Raw genomic sequence first — 26565 nt, 5'->3', positions numbered from 1 at the left:
GTACTGACAAGACCGGCACACTGACGCTGAACGAGATGACCGCTACACGTATGTGGACGGCCCAGGGCGTGCTCGAACCTCCCACCGGTGGCAATGAGTGTGCCTCACGCGCAGCACACGTCATCGCGGACTGCTGCTCAGCGACCATCATCACGGACGACGACGGCAATACCGTCGAGCGCGGAGATCCAACCGAGCTGGCGCTACTGCGCGCGTCCCAGGAACTCGGAGTCGGCCCGGAGCCCGGAGGACCCTCCGATCGGCTTCGGGAGTTCCACTTCGAATCCGCTTTGCGCCGAATGTCAACGGTGACGCGTTCAGCACCCGGCACGGCCCGGATCAACATCAAAGGTGCGCCGGAAGAAGTCCTTCAACGATGCACCACAATCGCCGACGGCAGCGGCGACCGCGCGCTGACATCGGTCGATCGCACTGCGATCACCGCCATGGTGACCGAATGGGCAGCCGAGGGACTCCGGTTGATGGCCGTCGCCGAGCGCACGATCGATGAGACGTTGGTCGAGACACTCAGCCGCGAGAACACCGAGCAAGGCCTCACCATTCTGGCGATCGTTGCCCTGATGGACCCACCACGACCCGAGGTCGCCGAGGCCGTCGCCACCTGCCACTCCGCAGGCATTCGAATCATGGTCGTCACCGGCGACCACGGCCTCACCGCACGCGGCATCGCCGAAAGCGTCGGGATCGGCGCGGACAGCAGCTTGCGGGTGGTGACCGGGACGGAGCTCGAGCTGATGCCCGAGGCCGAACTCGATCTTCTGTTGGCCGAACCTGGCGAAATCGTGTTCGCCCGCAGTTCTCCAGAAGCCAAGCTCCGCATCACCGACGCCTTACGTGGTCAAGGCCATGTTGTGGCGATGACCGGAGACGGCGTCAACGACGCTCCCGCTCTGCGACGCTCGGACATCGGTGTCGCGATGGGGAAATCGGGGACCGACGTGGCACGCGAAGCAGCCACGATGGTGCTGACCGACGACAACTTCGCGACCATCGTCACCGCTGTCGAAGCCGGCCGCCGCGTCTACGACAACGTACGCAAATTCATCGTCTACATCTTCGCGCATGCCACTCCTGAGGTCATTCCCTTTGTGCTGTACGCACTTTCCGGAGGCCAGATACCTCTGCCCCTGACCGTGATGCAGATCCTGGCCATCGACCTCGGTACTGAAACCCTGCCCGCCCTCGCACTGGGACGCGAACCGGCCGAACCCGGACTGATGGATCGACCGCCGCACAAACGGGGCCAGAACGTCGTCAGCCGCGAGATCTTGGTGCGCTCATGGGGTCTTCTAGGCGGTGTATCGGCTGCGCTCGTTCTGGCACTCTTCCTGGGAACCCTCGTCGACGGCGGCTGGCACCTGGGCGATTCGGTGTCGAGCGGACCGCTGCACGATACGTGGATGCTCGCCACCACAATGAGCTTCTTGGCAATCGTGTCGTGTCAGATCGGCACCGCTATGGCGGCGCGGACGCAACGCGCTTCGCTGCGCACCATTGGTTTCGGGACCAATCGCTTGCTGTTGTGGGGCATTGCATTCGAAGTTGTCTTCGCCGCACTGGTGGTCACGGTGCCGTTCCTCCAGGACATTTTCGGGACGGTTTGCCCACCCGCCCACTTGGCGATATGGCTGCTACCACTCCCGTTCATCGTGTGGGGTGGTGACGAACTCTACCGCGGGATACGGCGACGAAAGACACACCCAAGCGAAAGCAGTCCGGATACCCGCGCTGTGGGCAGAGAAAAGGAATTGTCATGAGTGCTAAGGCAACGCACGGTCGTCACATTCCGCCCGCCGACATCCATTTCAGAGACCTCGACCACGACGACGTTCCCGCGGTCGAAGATCTGTACCGGAGAATGAACGAACACGATTCCTACATGCGGTTTTTCGGCGCACGCCCCAAACACCTCAACACGGTTGCAGAATATACCTGTCGCCGTGCCGAGGGCAGCTACGCCGTGGGTGCATTCCGTGATGATCGACTGCTGGGTATCGCCAATTATGTCCGTGGACCACGGCCACAGACCAGGCCACATCCTGACGTCGAGATCGCGATCACCGTCGACCACAGCGTCCAGGCCCACGGGATCGGGACCGATCTCTTGGAGCATCTCGCCGCCCACGCGCGATCGGCTGGAATCAGATGGATGACGGCAGAAGTGCTGGCAGAGAACAGTCTCATGATCCGAGTTCTCCGCGACGTGGGGCTTTCCCACCACCTCCACCTCGACGGAACCACCATGACGCTCGAAATCGATCTGCAGGGCGGAGATCTCAAAGAACCCGCAGCTATCTGAGGAGGATCGTCATCGCGCTGTGGGGACGATCAAGACCGGAATATCGACGGTGTGCAGCACCGCTTGACTCGTCGAACCCATCAGCATGGAAGGAAACCCCCCGCGGCCACGACTTCCCATCACGATCAGCTGAGCGTTGGCCGCCTCATGGACAAGCTTCCGTACGGGGCGGTCCCGGACCGCATGGCGGCGAATACGCACATCCGGGAATTGCTCCTGCCACCCGGCCAGATTCTCGGCGAGGGTCAAGTCATCGAACACGTCCGGAGGGAACATCGCGTTGGCGAGACCTTCGGGTAGTGCGCGATCGGGATCGAAGTCGATCTGGGCATGAACAGCCACCAGGTCAACGCCTCTCGCCGAAGCCTCGGTGAGCGCCTGGGCCAGGGCAGGCTCGCTGTTCCCGGTACCGTCTAGGCCCACGACCACGGGCAGGCTCGCAGAGACGGCTCGTTCCGCCGATCCCACGACAGCGATCGGGCAACGCGCGTGGCCGACCACAGCGGTGCTGACGGATCCGATCAGTCCGCCCGTGAACTCGCCCAGCCCGCGCGAGCCGACCACCAACAGTGTCGTGTCACTGCCCCAGCGCACCATGACGTCGGTCGGCGCGCCCTCCACGACCGCTGTGGTGACCGCGAGGGCGTGGGTTCCGACGGTGTCCCGGGCGACCCCAGACGCTGTTTCGAGAGTTCGTTCCGCTTGCCGCCGGACCACCTGCGGGGTATCAACGCGTAAGTTGACTGCGTCGGAGAGGTTCTGCGCCTTCTCCCGGACCGCTGTCACGATCGTCAACGGCACCGCACGCACGATTGCGTCCGTCGCGGCCCACCGCACGGCGTCGAGAGAGTGTTCGGAACCATCGACGCCTACGACCAACCGTTGAACATTGTTCATGGCAACACCTTTCGCGCACCAACAGGTCGAGGCGCTGTTCTGTGAGGCTTCTCCTCTCAGTCTGCGTCGTCGTGGCACGGGGACCAAGTGCCATTGGGCACTCGCGGTGGGGCCCAGGTGCCCTACACCTCGACCACGCACACGCGAAACGGTCGAACAATCAACGAATTCGTCCTTCGACACGGGAGTCACCATGGAGAACAAACCAGTAGTGGTAGGAATCGACGGGTCAGCAGCCGCGCTCGACGCAGTCCGATGGGCCGCCCATGAGGCCATATTGCATGCCACTCGCCTGACGATCGTGTGCTGCGTGGATGACGACATCCTCGCTCTCAGTGACTATCCGTGGCCTGATCGGTACTACGAACAGCTCAAGGAGCACGCTCACAAGGACCTCGCCGAGGCGTCGGCCTTGGCGGTCTCCGAAATTTTGAAGGCTGACAGCGACATTGCAGTGGACACCAAAATGCTGCTTTGCGATGCCCGAATCGGATTGCAGCGCTTCGCCGCAACTGCTCAAATCCTTGTGGTCGGCGCGTACGGTGAGACCCGCCGAGTGTCGGGGTTGCTCGGTTCGGTCGCCGAAGCGGTGTCCACCCATGCCGGATGCCGGGTGGCCGTCGTCGGTGAGCAGCTCGATTCGGTGCGCGAGAGCATGCCCAACACCGTGGTTGTCGGGGTCGACGGATCCCGATGCAGTGCACAAGCCGTCGATGTCGCGTTCGAAGAAGCGTCGCTGCGCAACGCGAACCTGGTGGCCATACATGCCTGGAACTTCACGAAGATCCAGTCGGTGTTCAGAACCGAAACGCCAAGGCTGTCGTGGAAGGAAACACGCACAGCCGAACAGGCCGTTCTCGCCGAGAGCCTGGCCGGACACTCAGATCGCTACCCGGATGTCGCTGTCACTCAACAAGTTCTCAACAGTGACCCGGTAGGGGCGCTGCGTGATGCCGGAGACAACGCGTGCCTGCTCGTGGTCGGTTCACATGGTCGAGGTGGGTTCGCCGGACGCCTACTGGGATCAACCAGCCGGGCGCTGCTCCACACGGTGACCTGCCCGGTGATCGTTGCGCGCTAATGATCTGCCGATACCAGACGAACGTCACAGCAAATCACCGAAAGCTCCCTACACTGGTGCACAGCCGCCACCCGGCGACGCCTAAGGAGTCACGATGATCTCAGTGTTCCTGGTCGACGACCACGAGATAGTGCGCCGTGGGTTGATCGAGCTCATCGACGCTGATCCCAACCTCACCGTTGTCGGCGAAGCAGGTACCTGCTCGCAGGCGCTCGCCCGGATCCCGGCGCTGCGCCCGGACGTCGCCGTGCTGGACGTCCGGTTGCCTGATGGCAATGGCATCGAACTGTGCCGGGAACTACTGACAAAACTCGATGGTCTCAAATGTCTGATGCTGACATCGTTCACCGAGGACCAGGCCATGATGGACGCGATACTGGCCGGCGCCAGCGGTTATGTCGTCAAGGACATCACCGGCATGGATCTGACCAAAGCCATCAACGATGTGGGTGCCGGCAAGTCACTTCTCGACAACCGTGCCGCGGCTGCCCTCATGGATCGGCTTCGGGCTCGACAGGACGCGCCCGGGCCGCTAGACGGGCTCACGGAGCAGGAACGAACGTTGCTGGATCTGCTTGGTGAGGGGCTGACGAATCGCCAGATCGCCGCCCGGATGCACCTGGCGGAGAAGACCGTCAAGAACTACGTATCCCGCCTGCTCGCCAAGCTGGGCATGGAGCGGCGGACACAGGCGGCCGTCTACGCCTCCAAGATCAAGAGTCCCAACCCACCCCAGCGCGACTGACCGATGACATCGCTCGTGATCTCGCGATCACAGGTCCCCACCACTGATGACCAAAGGCCCCGATAGCGGCAACCAAGGACAGGCGATCGTCAGGCCCCCGCGTCATACGGTTTCTAGTGAAACCGGTTGACGCACATCAAGGCGACGGGAGCCACCACCATGCTGAGTCTGTTATCGCGGGAGCTTCATCTGTGGCGACTGATGCACTTGTCGTCCAACAGGCTCATCCGACCCTATGACCGCCTCGAGTCTCTGATCATGCTGCTCGCCACAGCACTCGCTGTGTGCTCGTTGACCATCGCGTTCATGGTCGGCAGCGCCACCTACGCCAACGACAAACAATCGGTCTTGCTGGAACAGCAGTCCCGCCACTCGGTCACCGCCACCATCCGCGGGACCGCGCAGGAGTCTCGGGAACCGGTCAGCGCGACCTGGACCTCAACCGATGGACGCAGCGTCACCGGCAGCGTCGAGTCGAAGTCGGCAGACAAGCCCGGCGGGCACAGAACCATCTGGATCGACCAGAACGGCACGCCAGTCGACAAACCCCGAGCAGTGGGCAACGCTGTCGCCCAAGCCATCGCCGTGGGCCTGACCACCGGTCTGGCCATCGTCGGAGTGTGGCTGCTCCTGATCTTCTCGGTGCGCACCTTCGGTGACAAACGACGGTTTGCGGCGTGGGAGGCGGAGTGGCAAGCCGGCGCGATCGACAGCACCCGATGAACTCCGATCCCCCGCACCGCCTTCACCCAAGGAGCGACCATGTCCATTACCTGTCCGGATCAGCGGAACCTGCACGAGATCTTGGCCTTGGCCTCGCGGGCGCCGTCAGTGCACAACACCCAGCCGTGGCGGTGGCGGCTTCACGGCGATGAGCTACGCCTTTACGCCGACGTGTCGCGGTCCGTGCCGGCCGCCGATCCTCAGCAGCGGCAGATGGTGCTGAGTCTGGGTGCCGCCCTCGATCACTATTGCGCCGCTGCCTCCGCCTACGGATGGGGCGTCGACGTCGCTCGACTTCCCAACCCGAATCGGCCCGATCATCTGGCCACGGTCGAGTTCACCGGCCGCCTGCCGATCCTCGACGGGCACCGTCGCCGCGCGGTTGCGATCCGCGAGAGATTCACCGACCGGCTCCCCCTGCTGACACCTCCAGCTATAGCCGTGTCCGATGTAACCAGAGTGGCTGCCGCCCAAAACGATACAAACATCACAGTATTACCGGTGAGCAGCGCGCCGTCGCTCGCGAAGGCATCGCAACTCAGCGCGTCGCTGCGGCGCTATGACATCAACTATCACGACGAATTGGTCTGGTGGACCCGGCGACCAGTCGTCGAGCACGACGGAATCCCGGCCGCGGCATTGCTTACCGCATCGGAAAGTGAGCGCGTCGCTGTCGGCAGGGACTTTCCTGTGATCGGGGGCGGTCAGCCCCGCAGGCCCGATGTCGAGTCCGACGAAGCAACCGTTGTCGTCCTGGCCACCCGTGGCAGCACCCGGGAAGACCTGCTCCGCTGCGGTGAATCCTTGTCCACACTGCTCATCGAGGCCACCATCGCGGGACTGAGCAGCTGCACGCTTTCACATGTCCTCGAATCGCCCGACAGCACCACCCTCATCAGCGCGTTGCTCGAGGACGCTAGCGTTCCACAGATCATGGTGCGTCTCGGTGTGCGCTCGCACGCAGATGAGAAGCCCGCGCGCAGCCCGAGGCGGGATGTCGACGAGTTCCTCTCCGTCGACTGATGAGCTCTGATCCTGGGACAATCGGTTCCTCAATCAAGGACTTGCGCCTCTGACATCGCCAATACGGTTTCGCTTCAATGTAATTGATCAATCCACCAGTGAAAAGGAGTGCCATGAACAACATCTTGGCCAGTCGCCACAACCCCATCCACTCGTTACTGCCCGACGTAGCAGATCTGTTCGCCGCATTCCCGGCGATCGGCGCGCTACGTGCGAACTCTCACCTGATTCGTGTCGAAGACGAGCTCGGCGAGAACGAGTATCTGGTACGGGCCGAACTGCCGGGTATTGATCCGACCAAGGACGTCGAGATCATCGTTAGGGACGGAATGCTCACGATCAAGGCAGAGCGTCAGACCCGCGCCGAGAGCGACGCCCGGTCAGAGTTCGCCTACGGTTCGTTCGTTCGAACGATGGCACTGCCGGCCGGGTACATCGAAGACGACGTGAAGGCGGCCTACGACCAAGGCATCCTCACCGTCACGGTGCCGCTGGCAGCAGCAACCTCGCCGGGAAAACACATCCCCGTGGTAGTCACCGAATCCAGCCAGTAAACCGAATACAAAGAGGGTGAACCGCTTTCGCGGTTCACCCTTTTTCAGTTGTGCGGTCAGTGTACGACGAGGACGGGACACTGCGAGTGGTGTAGGACGTTCTGGCTGACCGAGCCGAGGATGGTCCCCGTCATGGCCCCGCGTCCTTGTGACCCGACCACCAACAGGCCCGCCGCGGCGGAGAGCTCACCGAGACCGCGTGCAGCGGACGCATCGCCGTACAGTATCGCGACTTCGACGTCGGGGAACTTGTCTCGCACCACTGCGACATGTTCGGTAAGCCAGGCCGTGCCGTCGTCGCGCAGTTGTTCCCAGTCGATCAACGCGCCGCTGTATCCGATACCGACCATCGCGGACACCTGCCAAAAGTGTGCTGCCACCAGGCGAGCACCCATCAGGTGGGCGTACTCGAAGGCAGCGAGTAGCGCCTTGTCCGCATGCTCTGAGCCGTCGACGCCGACGACGACGTCGCCGCCCTTGCTCTCGTGAGCGCGCCAGGCGACGACAGGACACTGTGCGGCATTGGTGACGGCGATGACCTGGCTGCCGAGCAGCATGTCGCGAACAGGGCCCGAGCGCCGCGATCCGATCACCACCATCGCGGCGTGCTGCGAATGCGCATGGACGTACTCAGCCACCGATTCGTCGCAGATGGCTGAGGTGACCTCTGCCCCTGGGTCCACCTCGCCAACCGCCTCGCGCGCCCGTTTCAGGTGATCTGCGCCGACTTCGCGGAGTTGATCCAGGAGCGCCCGCTCACTGATCAGCGCCGATCTCCCCAATCCCACGTACCACTCATCGGTGGGCAATGCATGAATCAGATGAACTGGCGCAGCGGACTTCTGAGCAAACTTTGCCGCCCACCGGACGGCGCCGAGGGCGGTTTCCGAACCGTCGACTCCGACTATCACCGCCCCAGCCTGAATCTCGATAGTCATATCTGCGTTCCCTTCGAAGTTGTTGTCCCTTCGAAAGTAGAACTGGTTGAGGCTGAGCGATGTTGGCGTTGCGCCTGACTTGCGAGGACTTTCGTCACCAAAAGACGATCACAGCGGAACTGACCACCGGACCACGAGTCCGACGCCGTCATCGCCCGGCGTCAGAGTCAGGTCGCCGCCGAGTTCCCGGGCCCGCTGCCGCATGTTGGCCACGCCACTGGGAGTGATGTCGCCGGACATACCGACCCCGTCGTCAACGACCTCGACCACCAGGTCGTCATTTACCGAAACATTCAGGGTCAGGGTCTGCGCATGTGCGTGGCGAACGACATTGCTGACACATTCGCGCACAACCGCCAAGACATGCTCTGCCAGGGCTGGTTCCACGACCGTCAAGGGGCCAGACATTCGCACATATGCTTTGACTGATGCGTCGCCGATTTGTTGGTCGACCACCTCGTGTATTCGCTGCCGCAGAGTAGACGAGTCCTGCCCGTCGGCTTGCAGATCGAAGATGGTCGTTCTTATTTCTTGCACGATGTCCTGCAGATTGTTGATCGTCTCGGTGAGCCGTCCACGCACCTCAGGCGACTGGGTGCGTTGCAGGGTGCCTTGCAGACTCATGCCGGCGGCAAAGATGCGCTGGATGACGTGGTCGTGCAGATCCCGGGCAATCCGGTCTCGGTCAGCGAAGACCTCCAGTTCTCGCTTACGCCGGATCGCCTCGGCCATGGACAACGCGAGGGCTCCCTGGTCGGCGAAGTTCGAGACCAGTCCGAGCAGCTCCTCGGTGAACGACTGACGTCCAGCCTTTCTCACGACGACCAACACTCCGCTGATGCTGTCGGCAGTGCTCAGCGGCACAGCGATTGCCGGACCATAATGCTGTGCATACGAGCCGGTCGGCGGATAGGCCAGTTTGTCCCGCAGGTAGGCCGTCCGATGCAGAAAAGCCGCACCCGACGTCGACCCGTTGACCGGTACGGTGCGCTCGAGCAGGTCAGCTGCGTCCTCCCCTTCGGCGACGGTGATCACCAGGTCGCAAACCTGCTCGTGCGGAAGTTCGAGGTCTTCCGGTCTCGCGATGAACACAACGTCAGCGTCGGTCAGCACCAGCGCCTTTCGAGCAACCATATTCAGCACGCTGTCGATGTCGGCTCCGGACAGCAATTCGGTCCGAATATCGCGCGTCGCCTCGATCCAGGCGAGCCGTGACTGCGACTCCGCATACAGGCGGGCGTTGTCAATTGCCACCGCGGCGGCGGACGCCAGCGCCTGGATCACAACCTCGTCGTCCTCGGTGAAGTTCTTTCCACCGTTCTTCTCGGTCAGATAGAGGTTACCGAAGATCTCGTTTCGAACTCGAATGGGCGTGCCCAGGAAGGTGGTCATCGGCGGATGGTTCGGCGGGAAGCCAACCGAATCCGGATGCTGGGAGAGATCGTTGAGTCGCACCAGCTTTGGCTGATCGATGAGCAGACCCAGCACTCCTCGCCCGGTGGGTAACGGCCCGATCTTGATGCGTGTGTCGTCGTCGATACCCTGATGGATGAAAGCGCTCAGATGGTGCCCTTCGCCTCGGACCCCGAGCGCGCCATACTGGGCATCGACCAATTTCACTGCTGATGCAACGATCGAACGCAGCGTCGTCTCCAGATCAAGATCTGCGGTGACCACGAGCATCGCTTCGATCAGGCCGTCGGTTTGCTCACCGGCTTGCGCGATCTGACCGATGCGATCTTGTACTTCATCGAGCAGTACACGCAACCGTAGTTGCGACAGCGTTTCGCGCACGCTGTCGGATGCCCTTGACGACGACTCCATAATTCCCCGATACCGAGTGCCCACGAGCGTTGCGCTGGCCGACAGTAGAGCGTAACAAAATGCTCAGCCAATATCTACAGGATCGCGAACCACGTTAGCGCCGTGCGCCATTCGTAACCCATTTCGAGTACTAAGGTCACCTGTTCCGATGGTTTTTGCCAGGTTCGGCCTGCTGACCCCGCGAGGTTGACTGGTGTGGTCAATCGAACGACCAGGAGGACCGAGATGACCACAAATGCCCCCACTGTTGTCGGTGTCGACGGCTCATCGACAGCGTTGGATGCCGTGCGGTGGGCCGCTGCGGATGCTGAGTTGCACCACTCCGACCTGCTGCTGGTCTCCTCAACGTGCCCGCCGGCTGATGCTGTGTTGCCCGCTGCCTACTTCGAGGCTCTACGATCCGGATCCGAATCGGCACTCGCCGAAGCGGAGGCAATGGCCAGGCATTCGGCGAGTTCGGGACTGAAGATCTCCGCAATTGTCGACACCCGCCCCCCGATCCCTGCTCTGCTGGATCTCTCCGCGTCGGCCCGGATGACGGTGGTCGGCAGCCGTGGTATCGGGCTCGTCAATCGAGCCGTCCTGGGGTCGGTGAGTTCTGCGCTGGCTTCACACACCCACGTGCCGCTGACGGTGGTGCGGGGATGGACCGCCACCGATGAAGCCAGTCGACGCGCGGTCGTCGTGGGCACAGACGGGTCGGCGGCCAGCAGACCGGCGCTCGAGGTGGCCTTTGACGAAGCCGCAGCTCGCGAGGTCGGTCTCACAGTGGTGCACGCGTGGTCGGGCGCGGACTTTGCCCTGGTCCACGCCTCAGCCGGTGTTGACCTGTTTGGATGGGCGACCAAACGCGACGAAGCCGAGGACGTCCTGGAAAAGAGTATCGGCGACCTCCGTCTGAAGTACCCGGACGTCAAAGTCCGCCGGGCGGTCGTTCGCGACCGTCCCGTCCACGCGCTGCTCGACCATGCGCAGGCATCTCAGTTGGTCGTCGTCGGCAGTCACGGTCGCGGAGGTTTCAGCGGCATGCTTCTGGGTTCCACCAGCCGCAAAGTTCTGCACTCGGCGCAGTGCCCGGTCATGGTCGTGCCCAGCAGGCACTGAGGAGGTCCGGGGCCGGCGACTCCCAGACGGTCCGGTCGGCTGCGGTTCAGCGATCCCACCATTGCAGCACCCGCAAGCAGCGCAATGTGCTCCATCTGCTCGGCCCCTTCGACTCCATCGTCATCCAGTACCGGCCCGGATAGGGGCGGTAATGGCGCCATGTTGCGTCCCTGCTTCGAGCGGCCCTGACGACCGCAACCGCGTCGCTGAGTCGCTCATCAGGTTCGGCTCCACTGAGCCGGAAGAACTCGAGGCCGCGTACCACGTCGAAGTGCCATTGGGGCGGGAACGGAAACCGGGTGAACGCCGGATCGATCATGTCGCCAGTGCGATGGGACTTGAACAGTCGGTGGCGTAGAAAGAACTCGCGACCCCGATGTAGCGCATCGTCAACCGGAACCTGCCCGGTGGTGCATTGATAGGTGAGCAAGGACTCGAGGACGACTATTGAGGTATTGAAGGATCCGTGCCGGGATCCCGTCCGAAGGGACTCACAATTCCAGCCTCCGTCGTCGAGTTGTTGCTCGAGCAGCCATTGCACCGTCGCGTCCAGTCGGTCATCTCCGTAGCCGAAGTAGGACGTCAACGACACCAGCATGCCGGTCATGCAGATCTCGGCCGTAGGAACAGTCTTGGCGAAGGTGAGGCCACCACCGACGAATCGAGCGCCAGTCCACAGTTGTCGACAGCCGAGCAGAGCTTGACTGTTGCCAGCAGGCAGACCAAGCCGCTGCAGTAGCAAAAGCGTATAGGTCGTCGACGTCCACTTCGGGCTGTACAACGCGCCGGCCCAGATGCCTGATTCGTCCTGGGCGGCGAGCAATTGCCGCCCCCACCCCCGGTGTGCGATGCTGCTGCGTTCGCGGTCGGAATCTTCTGGCCGGCCAGAGGCGAGATCGCTCATCACCTGCCACCGAATGGCCGGATCACTCTCACGCAGCAGCCATTCGACGACCTCGTCATCTGTCACGAGCGCCCGCCTGCGATCACCGGCGCGACCACACTGCGACCGCTGCCTCCACCGATTCATCGACGGTGGCCGAGGTGTCGATGATGGACGAACCCTGCCAAACCTCCGCACAGGCGTACCGGGCCATGGCTTGCGCGATCTCGGGCGTCGCGTCAGAAACCGATCCACGACGACTGCTGATCCGTTCGTTTGCTGTCGCTTCGTCGACGGCGCAGCGCATCACACGTGGTGATGAGAACGTCTTGTTCGCCAGGGCAATCGCAAAGTCCCGCTCGGTCTCATCGGTCCACGAAGCGTCCAAGACCACCGACCGGCCGACCAGCAGATACATGTTTGCTCGTTCGAGCAGAGCCCCATAGACGACTGCTTTGTTCTGTTCGGAGTAGAGGCCCTCCCCGTACCCTCCGCGATCGCCGGTGATGACCCCGGCTTCGAGGAGCTCTCTTCGGACTACATCGCTCGAGATGAGAACCGCGTCGACTTTTTCGGCAAGGCGGGTGGCGACGGTGGTCTTACCCGTCCCTGGCAGTCCCCCGATCAAGCCCAGCCGAACCCGGCCGCGCATGAGGTGTTCATGAGCGAGTCTGAGGTGGCGATGCGCGCTGTCGTGAGCTGACAAAACCCCCTGAGCGACACGGATCAATTCCACCTTGGCTCTGACCAGAGCACGGTAGGCGATGTAGTGGTCGACCAACGTCGACGGCGCGTCGTCTCCTGCTGCGTGTGTATAGGCCCTCACGAATCTCCGGGCCAGTCCCTGGTGCCCGTGGTATTCGATGTCCATCGCCAAGAACGCAGCATCGTCAATGCCGTCGACGAACCGAAGGCGGTCGTCGAAATCAAGACAATCGAGGATCTGGGGGCCATCTTCAACACAGAAGATGTCTTCGGTCGAGAGATCACCGTGTCCGTCGATCACCCGGCCGGCGCTGATTCTTTCGGTCAGCAGAATCAAGCGGCCGTCGATGTACTGCATGGCGAGCGCCTGAATGTGTTCGACCAACTCGACGTCACCCGCGCTGACATCCAGGTCGAGTATCTCGTCCAGATTGTCAGCCCATCTGCGCCGCAACGCATTCGGAGTGCCTTCGGTATCGATTGCCGCGCTGCGGACCGCACTCTGATGGAAACGCGCGACACGGCGGGCGAGATCCTCGATCACCGCTGAACCTGCCCGCCCGTCGTCGAGGAGTCGGGACAGCTTCGTCTCTTCGGGCATGCGTCGCATGACTACTAGCGGCTCGGGTGGATGATCAGGTGAACGCAGGTGACCGAGTCCGAGGTAGGCATCCGGAGCCAGCCGCCGGTTGAGTGCGATCTCCCGGACGCATGCCGCATCTCTCTTTGCAACCGATCCAAAGTCCAGAAACGCTGTGGTGATCGGCTTCTTCGCCTTGATCGCCCGATCGCCGCACAGGATGACCACCCCGGAATGGGTCTCGCGAACCTCGATGGGCACGTGGTCGAAGGGCGAGGTCATCGTGCTGCCGCCGGCACCTCGGCGGTAGATGGTGCGACTACCGGCCCGGTCCCGGTGACCGCGCCGCCGTCGATGATGAACTCTGATCCCGTGCTGTAAGTGCCCTCGACGATCATGAAACGAATCATCGCTGCCACTTCCTCCGGCTGCCCGAAACGTGCGATCGGTTGGCCTGCCGCTACGGAGGCATCCAATCCGGCCGTCATGGGGGTGGCGATGGGCCCTGGATGCACTGAACAGACCCGGATGTTGGCTTCACTCAAGTCGAGCGCGGCCGCCTTGGTCAGCCCGCGCAGCCCCCACTTGCTGGCTACGTACCCCGCTAGATTCTGGTAACCCATCAGACCCGCGGTCGACGACACGTTCACCACGACTCCACCACCAGCTCTACGTAGAGATGCTGCCGCACAATGTATTCCGAGAAATGGACCGACGAGATTGACGTCGAGTACCCGCCAGAATGCGGCGGGTTCGAGGTCACCTACACCTCCGAACTCGAGGATGCCGGCGTTGTTGACCAGCGCGGTCAACGGACCGAACTGCCGTTCGCTCTGGGCCAGGACAGCGTTCCAATTGTCGACATCGGTCACATCGAGGTGCTGATAGACCGCCGACGCGCCCAAAGAGGCCGCCACTGCCGCGCCCTCCTCGTCGAGCACGTCGGCAACGATCACGTTTATCCCGACCGCCGCGAGTGCACGGACCGTTGCCTCACCGATACCGCGGGCCCCACCCGTGACCAGTGCCGCTCTACCTTCGAAGCTTCCCATGTCAAGTCCTTGGTTGTCCGGATGCGTTTCGTCCAGCATGGATGGCTCGGGGAATGGCGACGACGGGACAAAGTCCCTTCGTCAGGGCACTTATCCCCCTAGCGCCATCTTCCTGGGTGCAACACGCTGAACAGGAACGATTGGAGCCCCTTCATGTCTCAGCATTTGCCTGATCCCGCCACCATCACGTCGGCGGCCGAGCTCGCGCTGCGCGCGCCGTCGGTCCATAACTCCCAGCCGTGGCGAATACGGGTGAGCACCGGTTCGGTGCACCTGTATGCAGACCCGGACCTACACCTGATGCAAACAGATCCAGATGGCCGCGACCTGTATGTCAGCTGCGGGATCATGTTGCACCACATGCGGATAGCCCTGGAGGCCCTGGGCTGGCGTGCCGAAGTGACCAGACTTCCGATCACCGAGGACCCCTACCACATCGCTTCACTGGCACTACATCCGCACAATCCCTCAGAGCATGTGGTCGCTTTGGCTGCTGCAATACCCCGACGCCGATCCGACCGCCGCTGGTACAGCTCGTGGCCGGTACCGGAGGCCCACCTCGCCACGCTCGGTAAGCGAGCGGCCGCAGAAGGCGTCGTCCTCGACCGTGCCCAGATGTCGACCTTCTTTCGCCGGGCCGCGGTGACCGCCGCCGAAGCCCACGCGAAAGACCCGCTCTACCAGGACGAAATGGCGCTGTGGAGTGGCAACCACCGCATTGAAGACGGAGTGCCAGGCGCCAATGTTCCGGCTTCGCCAGCGCCCGCCGACGACAGTAGCCGCAATATGCCGACCCGGGCGTTCGCGGCCCCATCACTCGAACAGACGGCGCACGTCGAGTCCGATGACGATGCCGGCGTCCTGCTCTTGGTGAGCACACCCGGGGATGACCGGGCATCTCAGGTTCGCGCCGGAGAAGCTGCCAGCGCCATCCTTCTCGAGGCAACCGCGATGGGTCTGGCCACGTGTGCTTTCACCGAGCCACTCGAACTCCCCCATACACGCCGCCTCATTCAACAACATGTCTCGAGTACCCACAGCTTTCCGCAATTGATCATCCGTACCGGTTGGGCACCGATGAACGCCGATCCGCTGCCGCCGACTCCGCGCCGACCGGTGACCGCGGTCGTAGTGGGTATCGACTCGAACGTCCCCGTCACGTAGATACGCCCGGCCGCAGTGACCATTGAGTCGACGACGACACCTCGGGGGACGATCGTTATGCCTGGAATCCTCACTCTGACCATGAATCCTGCACTGGACATTCACACCTCGGTGCCCCAATTGATGCCGACCGAGAAGATGCGATGCGGTGTCCCCCGTTACGACCCGGGAGGAGGTGGCGTCAACGTGGCGCGAGCACTTGTCTCACTGGGCACGGCAGCCGCGGCAGTGGTCACATCCGGAGGTCACTCGGGTGCGCACCTGCGAGCCTTGCTCGCCGATGACGGCGTCGAGGTCCACGCAGTCTCGATCGCCGAACCCACCCGCGAGAGCATGACCATCACCGAGCAGTGGACGGACAATCAGTATCGGTTCGTCTTGCCCGGGCCCGTCCTACGCATGCCCGAAGAGCGTCGGTGCCTGCGGGTAGTCGACCAAAACCTGCCCACCGACGGCTATCTCGTGGTCAGTGGGAGTATGCCTCCCGGGTGTTCGGGCGCGTTCTTTGCACGCATCGCGACCATCGCTGCACGACACAATTGTCGCATCATCGTCGACACCTCGGGTCCTGCTCTACGGCATGTGACGAACGCACACCTGCTCAAGCCGAGCATTCGGGAGCTCCGCGACCACGTCGGTGCCGCCCTTGCAGATCGTCGATCACAGGTGGCTGCCTCGCGAGACCTCATCGCCGCAAAAGTGTGCGAGATCGTGGTGATTTCACTGGGTCGCGGGGGTGCGTTGCTTGTCACTGCAGATAGTGCAACAGATTTCGACGGAATTCCGGTTCCATCCGGCACCGGCGTCGGAGCGGGCGACAACATGGTCGCAGCCATCACCTACGGGCTGGCACGGGAATGGACCCTCATCGAAGCTGTGCGGTTCGGAACGGCAGCGGGAGCAGCGACATTGCTCACGCCCGGCACCCAGCCGGCCGAGCGTGCCGAAGTGGACCGACTCTACGCACGCGCGGTCGCTGAAGCGGCCTGATGTTCCGCACGGGCTGAAGCGAGCAGCAGCCGCTTCTCGGCGCGCGCAACCTGCCTGCGTGCGTCGTCGATCGCGTCCGGGTTGACCGAGATGGACGAAATACCCATTCTTACCAGCTCGTCAGCGAACTCCGGATGTGTCGAAGGGGCCTGACCGCACAGCGAGGACGTGATGCCCAGACTGCGGGCAGAAGCGATGATGCGGTCGATGGCATCGAGGACGGCGGGATCCCGTTCGTCGAACAGTTCTGCGCACGTCTCCGAGTCTCGATCGACACCCAGGATCAGCTGTGTCAGATCGTTGCTGCCGATGGAGACACCATCGATTCCCGCGGAGACGTACTCGGGTAGCCAGTAAAGCACTGATGGCACTTCGGCCATGACCCATCGATGCATGTCTCGATGATCCTTCAATGCGCTGGCGTCGACGAGTTCCAGACAGCGTTCGAGTTCCCACTTGGTTCGCACGAACGGGATCATCAGGTGGATGTTGGGATGGTTCTCCCGGGCAGCGGCCAGCGCCTGCAATTCCAGCTTGAACACATCTGGGTCCCGCAGATAGCGGTAGCATCCGCGGTACCCGATCATCGGGTTGTGCTCGACGGGTTCGTATTGCTGACCACCGGTCAGTTCGCGAAACTCGTTGGTACGAAAGTCGTTGGCACGGTAGACGACTGGCCGGGAACCGAACGGTCCGGCAATACGGCAGAGCGCGGTGGCCATGTTGTCGACGAACATCTGTTGGTCACCGTCGGCGATCACCGCCCGCGGGTGTCGCCCGTCCAGCGCTTCGGTCAACATGAACTCGGCACGGAGCAATCCGACGCCATCGACATCCTGAGCGGCAACACGGTCTGCGTTCTCGGGTGACGTCAGGTTGACGTAGACCTTGGTTGCGGTGATTTCCCCCCGTGAAGAGATGATTGTCGCCGCCGGCGCAGACGAGGTCGTCGAGGCGACTGGTTTCGCGACGCCCGATACGACCTCCCCCGTTTGCCCGTTCACCGTCACGAGTTCTCCGTCGTGGAGATCGCTTGTGCCCGAATGTGTGCCGACAACGCAGGGCACACCGACCTCGCGGGCGACGATCGCAGCATGGCACGTCACTCCACCGCTATCTGTGACCAGCGCCGCAGCGCGCCTGATGGTCGGTAGCCAGTCGGGGTTGGTCATGGGGCCACAAGGACTTCCCCGTCTTTGAGCAGGTGTCCGTCGTGCGGACTCGTCAGGACGCGTACCGGTCCGCTGGCGACTCCCGGAGCCGCCGGCAGACCGCGCAGCAATACCTCGCGATGATCACCTCCCGTGCGATGGATGGCTGTTTTCGGGCGGGCGAGTGTGGTGATGGGACGAGACTGGACTATCCAGATGGTCCCGTCGTGATCGATGGCCCACTCGATGTCTTGCGGACTGCCATAGTAATTTTCAGCATCGACTGCAAGAGTGCAGATATCACGAATGGTCTCATCGTCTAAGACGCGCCGACGTCGCAAGTCTGCTGCGAGTGGTACTTGGTGATCGTGACCGTCGACCCCTTCGACGATCTCGAACTCCTGATCGCCTACTCGTACCTTGAGCACTGCGAGGTCCTGCTTGTCGACGACGTAGGTGTCAGGCTCCACCGCGCCTGATACAACAACCTCGCCCTGACCGCGAGCTGCTTCGATCACCAGCCGGGCGCGGTCTCCGGTGCTCGGATCGGCGGTGAACACAATGCCCGATGTGGTCGGTGCGATCATGCGCTGAACAACGACAGCCATGGCCGGTGGCGCAGAAAGGTGCTGAGTAGTCCGGTACGTGATGACCCGCGGCGTGAACAGGGACGCCCAGCATCTCCGGATTGCCCACATGAGCTCAGTCTCCGAACCTACGTTGGTGAACGAGGCGTTCATACCGGCGAAAGACGCTGCGCTTCCGTCCTCTCCAATAGCCGAAGACCTGGCCGCGACCGTGATGTCGTCGCCTTTACCCAATTCCTGGTATCCCACGCTGACCGCAGCGTGCACATGCGGATCCATACCCGCTTTCGTCACCAGCTCTGCCATCTGCTCACACAACTCAGCAAGGCGGACGTCGTCGCCGACCGCCGACAGGGCGGCCTCGTGAGCCACGAGCAAATGCGAGTACACGCCCGCCTCGTCCATGGACTGATTGAACGCCTCGGCACCGAGCACGAATCCCGCCGGCACCGGCAGGCCGGCACTAGTGAGTTCACCCAGGTTCGCGCCTTTGCCACCGACCTCAGAAGCCTGCGCCAGGCCAAGTTCCGAAAACAGATGTGTGTAGGTCATGACACCACGCTGAACCATTCACCACCGCGAGCACAGTGGCCATTGTTCTCCCCCGCGGGGTCGATCGGCAGCATTCGAAGGACTTTGGACCACAGACCCCCACAGATCACCCGTTAGGGCATTTGGACTCTAGAGCCGCCGCCTGCAAGGCGCTGCACTGGTGGGCGACTGCCGCCCTCCGAAACCCCCGAGACCCGTTCGCACAGGAGAACCACAATGCACCGTGACGACACGGCTGAGGTGAAGAGCAATGTGATACGTCCGGACGCCGAACCGCCTGAGGCACAGTCCGGCACCGCATCGGAGGACGTCATCGAATGGCCCGATCCGAGTCCCCTGGAGGACTGGTGGTGGTCCACCATGCGACCTCGAAATACCGAACCCTGACCCGAATCCGCTCGACGAGGACTTTGTTCCGGCGAACCGAGGACCACCGGCACTTGGGTCCGGCCATGACGAACGGAATAGTTCGAGTCAAACGAAGGAGTGCCATGTCTGAGAACCTGCCGATCACAGTCGGTGTCGTTGCCGGCGATGAAGATTACCCCGCCGTCGAATGGGCGACGTACGAAGCAGCTGTCCGTGGCGCCCCGCTGCAAATTGTGACGGTCATCGAGGACCTCGAGCCCACCATGAGCGCATGGCGTCTACCGGCGGAGTATTGCCACGACGTAGCCCGTACCGCCCAGGGAGTCGTAACCGAGGCAAGCGTCGTTGCGCGCATCATCGCCGACCAGGCGGGGGTTCGCGATCTCGACATAGCATCGCAGGTTCTAAAAGGAGGTGTGCGAGACAAGCTCATCGCGCAATCAGCCGACTCCGCGATGATGGTGTTCGGTGCGCACACGAGCAGCGGCCTCCGCCATGATCCGATTTCCTCCGCGCTTGCCACGCATGCACGCTGCCCAGTCGTCTTGGTGCCGGTGGCAGGTGGGGCGACCACACCCCAACACCACATCGTCGTCGGAGTGGACGGCTCACCCGCGAGCCTCGAGGCGGTGGCCGCGGCATTTGACGAAGCGGACCGTCGAGGAGCGCCGCTGATGGCCATACACGCTTGGCAGGAGAACCAGCTCCACTCAGCGTTCGTCGACGCCGGCGATTCTCGGTCGATCGATCTCCAGAACGCTGAAACTGCGGTATTGACTGAGCAGTTGGCCGGCTGGCGACAGGACTACCCCGACGTTGCGGTGAGTTTTCAAAGTGCCCATGGCGATCCGGTCGAAGTGTTGACCCAATTCAGTCGCGATGCCGAGCTCCTTGTGGTGGGCAGCCGCGGGCTCGGTGGATTCACGGGCATGCTGTTGGGCTCCACCAGCCAGCGATTGATGCACGAATTGCCCTGTCCCACCCTCATTGCCCGTCATCGGCCCGACAACGAGCGGGCCCTTCTCCACCGATTTCCTCGTAGGGCGTTCGCCACCAAACCCACAACCCGTCACTGATCAGACACCTCCGAGGAGATCGCCATGCGTACCAGCCGAGTGGTCATGCTCATCACCGGATGCCTATCGGCGTTGTGTGGGCTCGCGCTTCTCACCGCTGCAGGATTTGTGTTGTGGGGCTACTATATTCAGCGCGACGGCGGTGAAATCACGCTCCCACAAGAGAAGTTTCAGACCTCGTCTGCCGCCTTGTTGTCCGATGACATTCACATCTTCGACTCCGCGAGCAGGCCCGAGTTGCTCGGGGTCGACGATCTGGGGCGTATCACCTTGCGGGCCACCCCCGCCGATCCTGGCAGTGCGGTCTTTGTCGGCGTCGGCCCCACCGAACAGGTCGAGCAATATCTGGATGATGTTGCGCACACCGTGATCGGCGACCTCAATTTCGATCCCTTCCGCGTTCGGTATGAGCAGGTGCCCGGTTCCACGGCGGCCCGCGCGCCGACATCAGAGACCTTCTGGGCCGCTCAGAGCGCCGGACCTGACCGGCAACAATTGTCCTGGGACCTGCAAGACGGCTCCTGGACCACGGTTGTCATGAACGCCGATGGCAGTCCCGGAGTCTCGGTAGCTCTTCAAGCGGGAGTTCGATTCGACTTCCTCGGGCCGCTGGCGGCAGTGCTGCTCGTGGGCGCAGGCGTCTTGTTGCTCGTCGGTGCGCCGCTGATCGTCTTTGGCGCTATCGGGTTGGGCCGCCAGCTGCAGCCGAGGTCCGTAGGGCCCACACCCGGTGGCCCGCCGGTGGACACGACCCACATCGGACGAGCCTCTCCGATCACGCTCACCGGGAGACTCGATCAGCCCCTCTCGCGTTGGCTGTGGCTCGTGAAGTGGTTGCTGGCAATTCCTCATTACATCGTTTTGATGTTCCTCGGCATCGCCTTTGTGATCACCACTGTGGTGGCCGGATTCGCCATTCTCTTCACCGGCCGATATCCGCGCGGCATCTTCGAGTTCAACGTTGGCGTACTTCGCTGGGTTTGGCGCGTGCAGTTCTACACCTACTCTGCGCTGGCGACCGACCGATACCCACCCTTCACACTCCGGCGCACGGACTATCCGGCCGACTTGACCGTTGACTATCCGGAAACGCTCTCGCGCGGTCTGGTTCTCGTCAAATGGTGGTTGCTCGCGATTCCTCACTACGTGATCCTTGCCGTCCTCGCCGGAGGGTGGTACGCAGGATTTCGCATTGCCGGAGACAACGGCGATGTGGGGGCCGCCGGGCAGCCGTGGTTCTTCAGCTCGGTACTCGGCTTGGTCGTAGCCATCGTCGCGATCTGCCTGCTGTTCACGGCACGCTATCCCCAAGGATTATTCGACTTCGTGATGGGTATCAACCGCTGGGCCTATCGGGTGATCGCGTACGCCGCCCTGATGCGCGATGACTACCCTCCGATGCGTCTGGACCAGGGGGCCGACGAGCCGGACTCGGCACCATTGCAAGCCCCTGAGGTCGATTCACCATCAAAGCTGCAACCGGCCGGGTCAGCCATGGCCAGTACCGACAGGGCAGTCCAGCCGCCCCATCCACGGGATTGGTTCAACGGCTGATGCGCGTCGTCATCGGATACGCCAGCGCACACCGGTCCACGGCTTCGATTGCAGAGCGGATCGCCGAACGATTGCGGGACCTGGGCCACGCGGTCGACCTGGAGTCGTTTGACGAACTGGCATCCGTCGACAGCTACGACTGCCTGATCCTGGGGAGTGCGGTACACAACGGCCAGTGGCTCCCCGCGGCTGAGGAGGCAGTCGACAACCTTCTGATCCACGATGCGCTGCGCGATAAGTATGTGTGGACTTTCTCGGTCTCCTCGGTGGGAGAAACCAGCTCGCTTCTCTCACCGCGGCTGGCACAACTGCTCCGGCGCCACATACCTGAGCCCATCGCTTTCGCACTGCTGCACAACCTCTCCGACATCCAGGGCCATCGGTCCTTCGCTGGTGCGATTGCTCCAGGTCAGTGGTCGGGTCTGGGCAATATCGTCTTCCGGCTGATGGGTGGCCGATACGGCAACGCCACCGACCATGCGGACATCGACCGCTGGGCGCTACGCATCGCCAACGCTCTGGCAGTCCACAGATCGGCATGAGCATGGACATCCCCGTTGCCATCACCGACCTCGCCAAGAACTTCGGCACCACCCGCGCACTCGACGGGCTGTCCATGTCCGTGACCGCCGGATCCGTGCACGGTTTTCTGGGGCCCAACGGATCCGGCAAATCCACGACGCTGCGGATTCTTCTCGGACTTGCCAAGGCAGATGCCGGCTCGGTGGAGGTATTCGGGTACGACCCATGGCGTCACGCCGACATCGTCAACCCCAGGTTGGCCTACGTGCCGGGAGACGTCAGCCTCTGGCCGTCGTTGACCGGCGGTGAGGTACTCACGATGTTGGCGTCCTTGCACGGCAGGCCGAACACGCCCCGCCGTACCGAACTCATCGACCGGTTCGAACTCGATACGACCAAGAAGACCAAATCGTACTCGAAGGGAAACCGGCAGAAGGTTGCGCTCATCGCTGCACTGGAGTCAGACGCTGAACTCCTGATCCTCGACGAACCGACGACCGGTCTGGATCCTCTCATGGAGGCCGCTTTTCGCGAGTGCATCAGCGAGCGCCGTCGCGTCGGCGTCACGGTCTTGTTGTCCAGTCACATGTTGGCAGAGGTCGAAGCGTTGTGCGACAGCGTCACCATCATTCGCGGTGGACGAAGTGTTGAATCGGGTACCTTGCAACACTTCCGAGAACTGACGCGACTCCAGGTGCGGGCGGAAACAGTCGGCTCCGGAAACATTCTGGTAGCGCATCGGGGTGTGCATGACGTCACCGTGAGCGCTGACCACCTCACGTGCACCGTAGATCGCGACGCCCTGAACGATCTGCTGACAACGCTCGGAACCATTGGTGTCACCGACCTGAGCGTTACACCCATCACCCTCGAGGATCTTTTCCTACGCCAGTATCTGCAACCGCCGGACACGACTGCGGCTGCCACGCCATGAGGACCGCGCACGCGTGCGCAACCCTGTTGCGGCTGTCATTTCGCGAAGACCGCGTCCTGGCGGCAACTTGGGTCGTGTTGCTGACGACAATCACCTGGGTCTCGGCTGACGCGACCAAGGATTTGTACGGTTCCGGTCAGATGCGCGCAGCTGCCGTGTCGGCACTGAACGCGACACCCGCGGTTACCACCCTGTATGGGCGGATGTCTCCGACGGTCTCGCTCGGCGAGATGGCCATCCTCAAACCCTTCATGATGGGCACGATCGCCGTAGGGGTGATCACAGCAGTCATCGCCATCCGCCACACCCGCGCCGGCGAGGAGTCCGGACGAACCGACCTGTTGATCGCAGCGGGTGCAGCGCGGAATGCACTCGTGATCAACGCATATGTCAGCGCTTCGGCGGTCAGCGTCGCATTCGGGGCGGCCGCGAGCATCTCGCTGCTCGCCGTCGGCCTCCCCACCCCCGGGGCCCTGGCCGTAGGGGCCGCCTGGACGATGGTTGGCCTGTTGTTCGCGAGCACCGGCGTTCTGTGCGCACAAGTCTTCGGGACCGTTCGGGCGGCCCGGAGTGCCATCTTCGTACTCATCGGATGTGCATATCTGATCCGCGCACTGGCTGACAGCAGCAGCTTCCTGAGCTGGCTCCGTTGGCTGTCCCCGGTGGGCTGGGCCCAGCAGGTTCGGCCCTTCGCCGAAGAACAATGGTGGCCGTTGACACTTCTCGGGGTGGCAACGGTCGTGGTCGCCCTCTGCGGAGTCCCACTGGCCCGGCGACGCGATGTGGGCGCCGCGTCCTGGTCGAGACCGGACGAGTCGACAGATGAACTGATCAGGACCCGATCAGGTTTGGTCTGGCGACTGATCCGAACAGCTTTCCTCACATGGGCCATCGGGATCGCGGCACTCAGTGCCGTGGTCGGGAACGTCGCGGCGAACGCGGACTCCTTCCTCGGAAACCAGGCCATGGCCGACTACCTCAGCCGACTCGGTGGCTCCGGCGCAGTCGTGGACAGCCTGTACTCCGCAGAACTGGGATACATCGGTTTGCTCGCAGCAGCTTTCGCAATCTACGTCATTCTGCAGATCTCCCATGAGGAATCTGCGCGCCACCTTGACCTACTGCTGACCGCAACCCCATCGCGGCGCCGATGGGTGACCGCACATCTGTTGATCGCGGCCGGCGGCAGTGTTGTCCTCATGGGTGCCGCGGGGGCAGTACTGGCGACCTTCGACGTCGTCAACACCGGCGACACCGGTCATGCCGGGCACATCATCGCAGCGTCAGTGGGACAGGTGCCGGCGATCTGGCTCATGGCTGCGGTCGCTGTGCTGGTGTATGGACTGACCCGGCACGCCCAAGCCATCGTGTGGGCTTTGCTGGTCGCAGTCGTCACCGCGGGAATCCTCGGTCCTCTCATCGACACAAACTTCGCGATCGAGAATCTCTCGCCGTTCAGCCACACCCCGACCCTGGCCGACCTGGATGCTGTGCCCGCAACGGTGTTCATGCTCGGCGTCGCCGCAGCCGCAACGTTCGCTGGAATCCGAGCCTTCGACCACCGCGACGTTGTCCCTGGCTGATGTGGGAAGCGAACCGTCCCAGACGGCACAAGGTCCCTTGCAGCGACGTCGAAATGCCCTGCTGATCCAGCCCACGACCGAATTGAATGAGAACTGACTCGAGACGACAAGATCAACCAGCAGGAGTAGCCATGACCACAGCTTCGGCAACCCAGCGCCGACAATCGAGTAACACCCTGAACACGGTGGCCGTCATAGTATCGGCACTCACAGCGCTCCTGGCCGTTGCCGGTGCCGTCGGGATTGCCGGCGGGGGCATCGACTTCGGCGACGACATCGAAGGACGGCTTCCCTGGGACAGCCGCCTGCTGGCCGGATTGGCATTGGTCATCATCGTCGCCATTCCCACGGCGCTGGCGGCGGCAGCGTTACGTGCCCGGTCCCCACGTGGTCCCGCGATATTGATCGCGGCCGGAATGATGCTCTTCGGATGGATCATCCTGCAAGTGATCATCATTCAGGCTTTCAACCCCCTACGAGTGATCTTCGCCGTGACGGGCATCGCGCTGGCCATCACGGGGCTTGTGTTGGAGTCCAGGCGCGAACGTGCAGTCTCCCGGTCAGATCACACCACAACACGGCACCCGACAGAAGGATCGAACAAACGATGAACACCATGAAAGCCGCGCTGGTTCAAAGCTTCACGGAACCGCTTGTCATCGGCGACGTCCCGCTACCCTCTCCCGGCCCGTTCCAAGCGCTCGTACGGGTTCGTTATTCGGGGGTTTGCCACACCGATCTGCACGCTGCCCACGGCGATTGGCCGGTCAAACCGACCCTCCCTTTCGTACCCGGCCACGAGGGCGTGGGAACCGTCATCGAGATCGGTGATCAGGTCACCCGCCTCAAGGTCGGAGACACCGTCGGCAATGCCTGGCTCTGGAGCGCATGCGGCGACTGTGAATACTGCCAAACCGGCTGGGAGACGCTGTGTCCTGACCAGGTCAATGGAGGTTATTCGGTCGATGGCTCGTTCGGAACCCACATGCTGGTCGACTCGCGATACGCCCCGATCATCCCCGCCGGTGTCGACGTCGCAGCCGTCGGGCCCATTCTGTGCGCCGGTGTCACCGTCTACAAGGGCCTGAAGATGACCGATACGCAACCCGGCGATTGGGTCCTCATCTCGGGCATTGGTGGACTTGGCCACATAGCCGTGGAGTATGCGCGGGCGATGGGACGACGCGTTGTCGCCATCGACATCGACGATGCGAAACTCGACCTCGCCGTTCAGCACGGCGCGGAGGTGACCGTGAATGCCGCGTCGGTCGAGGATCCGGCCGCCGAGATCATCGAGCGTACGGGCGGAGGAGTCCACGGCGCCCTGGTCACGGCTGTCAACGCGCACGCGTTCCCGCAGGCGGTAGGAAGCCTGCGGCGCGGCGGCACCGTCTCACTGGTCGGCCTACCGCCCGAGAAGTTCCCGCTCGACATTTTCACCACCGTGCTGTTCGGGCTCACAGTGCGTGGTTCCATCGTCGGCACGCGCAGAGACATGACCGAAGCGCTCGACTTCTTTGCTCGCGGACTGATTCACCCCACGTACAAGCTGCGGCATTTGGACGAGATCAACGACATCTTCACCGACATGTCCGCTGGTGATATCAGCGGGCGAATAGTGCTGGACCTCAACTAGTTCAACAATCCATCCACC

24 protein-coding genes and 1 pseudogene are annotated in these 26565 nt (G+C 62.7%); 18 read left to right on the top strand and 7 right to left on the bottom strand.

Going from position 1 to position 26565, the window contains the following annotated elements:
- Positions 1-35: 35 nt before the first annotated feature.
- Complete coding sequence (locus tag BFL43_RS29380; RefSeq protein ID WP_346425946.1) at positions 36-1778, top strand: HAD-IC family P-type ATPase; 1743 nt, start codon at positions 36-38, stop codon at positions 1776-1778.
- Positions 1775-2320: a GNAT family N-acetyltransferase gene (locus tag BFL43_RS06230; RefSeq protein ID WP_084891722.1), complete on the top strand. Its 546-nt coding sequence runs from the start codon at positions 1775-1777 to the stop codon at positions 2318-2320. Before BFL43_RS29380 ends, BFL43_RS06230 begins: the two co-directional genes overlap by 4 nt.
- 9 nt (positions 2321-2329) lie before the next feature.
- Here the strand turns inward: BFL43_RS06230 and BFL43_RS06225 are convergent, their stop codons facing one another.
- Positions 2330-3217: a universal stress protein gene (locus BFL43_RS06225; protein ID WP_168176544.1), complete on the bottom strand. Its 888-nt coding sequence runs from the start codon at positions 3215-3217 to the stop codon at positions 2330-2332.
- Between the two features lie 193 nt (positions 3218-3410).
- Between BFL43_RS06225 and BFL43_RS28440 the strand changes: the two genes are divergently transcribed.
- From BFL43_RS28440 to BFL43_RS06195, 5 genes are all read left to right on the top strand, one after another.
- On the top strand, positions 3411-4298 hold the full coding sequence (locus tag BFL43_RS28440; protein WP_168176543.1) for a universal stress protein: 888 nt from the start codon (positions 3411-3413) through the stop codon (positions 4296-4298).
- Positions 4299-4392: 94 nt separating this feature from the next.
- Positions 4393-5043, top strand: a complete 651-nt coding sequence (locus tag BFL43_RS06210) for a response regulator transcription factor (RefSeq protein ID WP_084891720.1) — start codon at positions 4393-4395, stop codon at positions 5041-5043.
- A gap of 126 nt (positions 5044-5169) precedes the next feature.
- Entirely contained in the window at positions 5170-5766 is a 597-nt protein-coding gene (locus tag BFL43_RS06205; RefSeq protein ID WP_084891719.1) for a hypothetical protein, read from the top strand.
- 39 nt (positions 5767-5805) lie between these two features.
- On the top strand, positions 5806-6789 hold the full coding sequence (locus BFL43_RS06200) for a hypothetical protein (RefSeq protein WP_084891718.1): 984 nt from the start codon (positions 5806-5808) through the stop codon (positions 6787-6789).
- A 113-nt stretch (positions 6790-6902) separates the two neighbouring features.
- Positions 6903-7343, top strand: coding sequence for an Hsp20/alpha crystallin family protein (locus BFL43_RS06195; protein WP_084891717.1), 441 nt, complete (start codon positions 6903-6905; stop codon positions 7341-7343).
- Positions 7344-7399: 56 nt separating this feature from the next.
- On the opposite strand, the gene BFL43_RS06190 is transcribed toward BFL43_RS06195, so the two are convergent.
- Together BFL43_RS06190 and BFL43_RS06185 are read right to left on the bottom strand one after the other, a co-directional pair.
- On the bottom strand, positions 7400-8281 hold the full coding sequence (locus BFL43_RS06190; protein WP_084891716.1) for a universal stress protein: 882 nt from the start codon (positions 8279-8281) through the stop codon (positions 7400-7402).
- Between the two features lie 108 nt (positions 8282-8389).
- On the bottom strand, positions 8390-10105 hold the full coding sequence (locus BFL43_RS06185) for a GAF domain-containing sensor histidine kinase (protein ID WP_084891715.1): 1716 nt from the start codon (positions 10103-10105) through the stop codon (positions 8390-8392).
- A gap of 225 nt (positions 10106-10330) precedes the next feature.
- Here BFL43_RS06185 and BFL43_RS06180 point away from each other — a divergent pair, with 225 nt between their 5' ends.
- Positions 10331-11209, top strand: coding sequence for a universal stress protein (locus BFL43_RS06180; RefSeq protein WP_084891714.1), 879 nt, complete (start codon positions 10331-10333; stop codon positions 11207-11209).
- A gap of 46 nt (positions 11210-11255) precedes the next feature.
- Here the strand turns inward: BFL43_RS06180 and BFL43_RS06175 are convergent, their stop codons facing one another.
- From BFL43_RS06175 to BFL43_RS06165, 3 genes are read right to left on the bottom strand one after another with little or no spacing between them, the layout of a single operon-like run.
- Positions 11256-12179 carry a hypothetical protein gene (locus BFL43_RS06175; RefSeq protein WP_143695134.1) on the bottom strand — a complete coding sequence of 308 codons (924 nt, stop codon included), beginning with the start codon at positions 12177-12179 and terminating at the stop codon, positions 11256-11258.
- Between the two features lie 16 nt (positions 12180-12195).
- Positions 12196-13659 carry an AAA family ATPase gene (locus BFL43_RS06170; RefSeq protein ID WP_084891712.1) on the bottom strand — a complete coding sequence of 488 codons (1464 nt, stop codon included), beginning with the start codon at positions 13657-13659 and terminating at the stop codon, positions 12196-12198.
- Positions 13656-14429, bottom strand: a complete 774-nt coding sequence (locus BFL43_RS06165) for an SDR family NAD(P)-dependent oxidoreductase (protein ID WP_084891731.1) — start codon at positions 14427-14429, stop codon at positions 13656-13658. The genes BFL43_RS06170 and BFL43_RS06165 overlap by 4 nt, the downstream gene beginning before the upstream one ends.
- A gap of 153 nt (positions 14430-14582) precedes the next feature.
- Between BFL43_RS06165 and BFL43_RS06160 the strand changes: the two genes are divergently transcribed.
- Complete coding sequence (locus tag BFL43_RS06160; protein WP_084891711.1) at positions 14583-15593, top strand: nitroreductase family protein; 1011 nt, start codon at positions 14583-14585, stop codon at positions 15591-15593.
- An 81-nt stretch (positions 15594-15674) separates the two neighbouring features.
- Positions 15675-16583 (top strand): 1-phosphofructokinase family hexose kinase, encoded by a 909-nt coding sequence (locus BFL43_RS06155; protein WP_346425945.1) that lies wholly within the window; start codon positions 15675-15677, stop codon positions 16581-16583.
- Here the strand turns inward: BFL43_RS06155 and ppsA are convergent.
- A pseudogene (ppsA, locus tag BFL43_RS06150) lies at positions 16553-18873 on the bottom strand (phosphoenolpyruvate synthase). The gene BFL43_RS06155 and the pseudogene ppsA overlap by 31 nt on opposite strands.
- Before the next feature lie 216 nt (positions 18874-19089).
- Here ppsA and BFL43_RS28830 point away from each other — a divergent pair.
- From BFL43_RS28830 to adhP, 8 genes are all read left to right on the top strand, one after another.
- Positions 19090-19260, top strand: a complete 171-nt coding sequence (locus BFL43_RS28830; protein WP_168176542.1) for a hypothetical protein — start codon at positions 19090-19092, stop codon at positions 19258-19260.
- A gap of 104 nt (positions 19261-19364) precedes the next feature.
- Positions 19365-20318: a universal stress protein gene (locus BFL43_RS06145; RefSeq protein WP_168176541.1), complete on the top strand. Its 954-nt coding sequence runs from the start codon at positions 19365-19367 to the stop codon at positions 20316-20318.
- A gap of 24 nt (positions 20319-20342) precedes the next feature.
- A complete protein-coding gene (locus BFL43_RS06140) occupies positions 20343-21872 on the top strand; it encodes a DUF4389 domain-containing protein (RefSeq protein WP_084891708.1) in 1530 nt (509 codons plus the stop codon).
- Entirely contained in the window at positions 21872-22414 is a 543-nt protein-coding gene (locus tag BFL43_RS06135) for a flavodoxin domain-containing protein (protein WP_084891707.1), read from the top strand. Before BFL43_RS06140 ends, BFL43_RS06135 begins: the two co-directional genes overlap by 1 nt.
- The gene (locus BFL43_RS06130) at positions 22411-23328 is read left to right on the top strand and encodes an ABC transporter ATP-binding protein (RefSeq protein WP_168176540.1); all 918 of its coding nucleotides are present in this window, start codon (positions 22411-22413) and stop codon (positions 23326-23328) included. The genes BFL43_RS06135 and BFL43_RS06130 overlap by 4 nt, the downstream gene beginning before the upstream one ends.
- Positions 23325-24911 (top strand): hypothetical protein, encoded by a 1587-nt coding sequence (locus BFL43_RS06125; RefSeq protein ID WP_084891705.1) that lies wholly within the window; start codon positions 23325-23327, stop codon positions 24909-24911. The genes BFL43_RS06130 and BFL43_RS06125 overlap by 4 nt, the downstream gene beginning before the upstream one ends.
- 131 nt (positions 24912-25042) lie before the next feature.
- Entirely contained in the window at positions 25043-25522 is a 480-nt protein-coding gene (locus BFL43_RS06120; protein ID WP_084891704.1) for a hypothetical protein, read from the top strand.
- Positions 25519-26547, top strand: a complete 1029-nt coding sequence (gene adhP, locus BFL43_RS06115) for an alcohol dehydrogenase AdhP (protein WP_240498093.1) — start codon at positions 25519-25521, stop codon at positions 26545-26547. The genes BFL43_RS06120 and adhP overlap by 4 nt, the downstream gene beginning before the upstream one ends.
- Positions 26548-26565: the final 18 nt, after the last annotated feature.

Origin of the sequence: Williamsia sp. 1135, from assembly GCF_002095395.1 — a bacterium.
In the GTDB taxonomy this organism is placed as follows: Bacteria; Actinomycetota; Actinomycetes; order Mycobacteriales; family Mycobacteriaceae; genus Williamsia.
The sequence above is the reverse complement of the archived record's forward strand: the minus strand, read 5'-3'. Positions and strand labels throughout refer to the sequence as shown.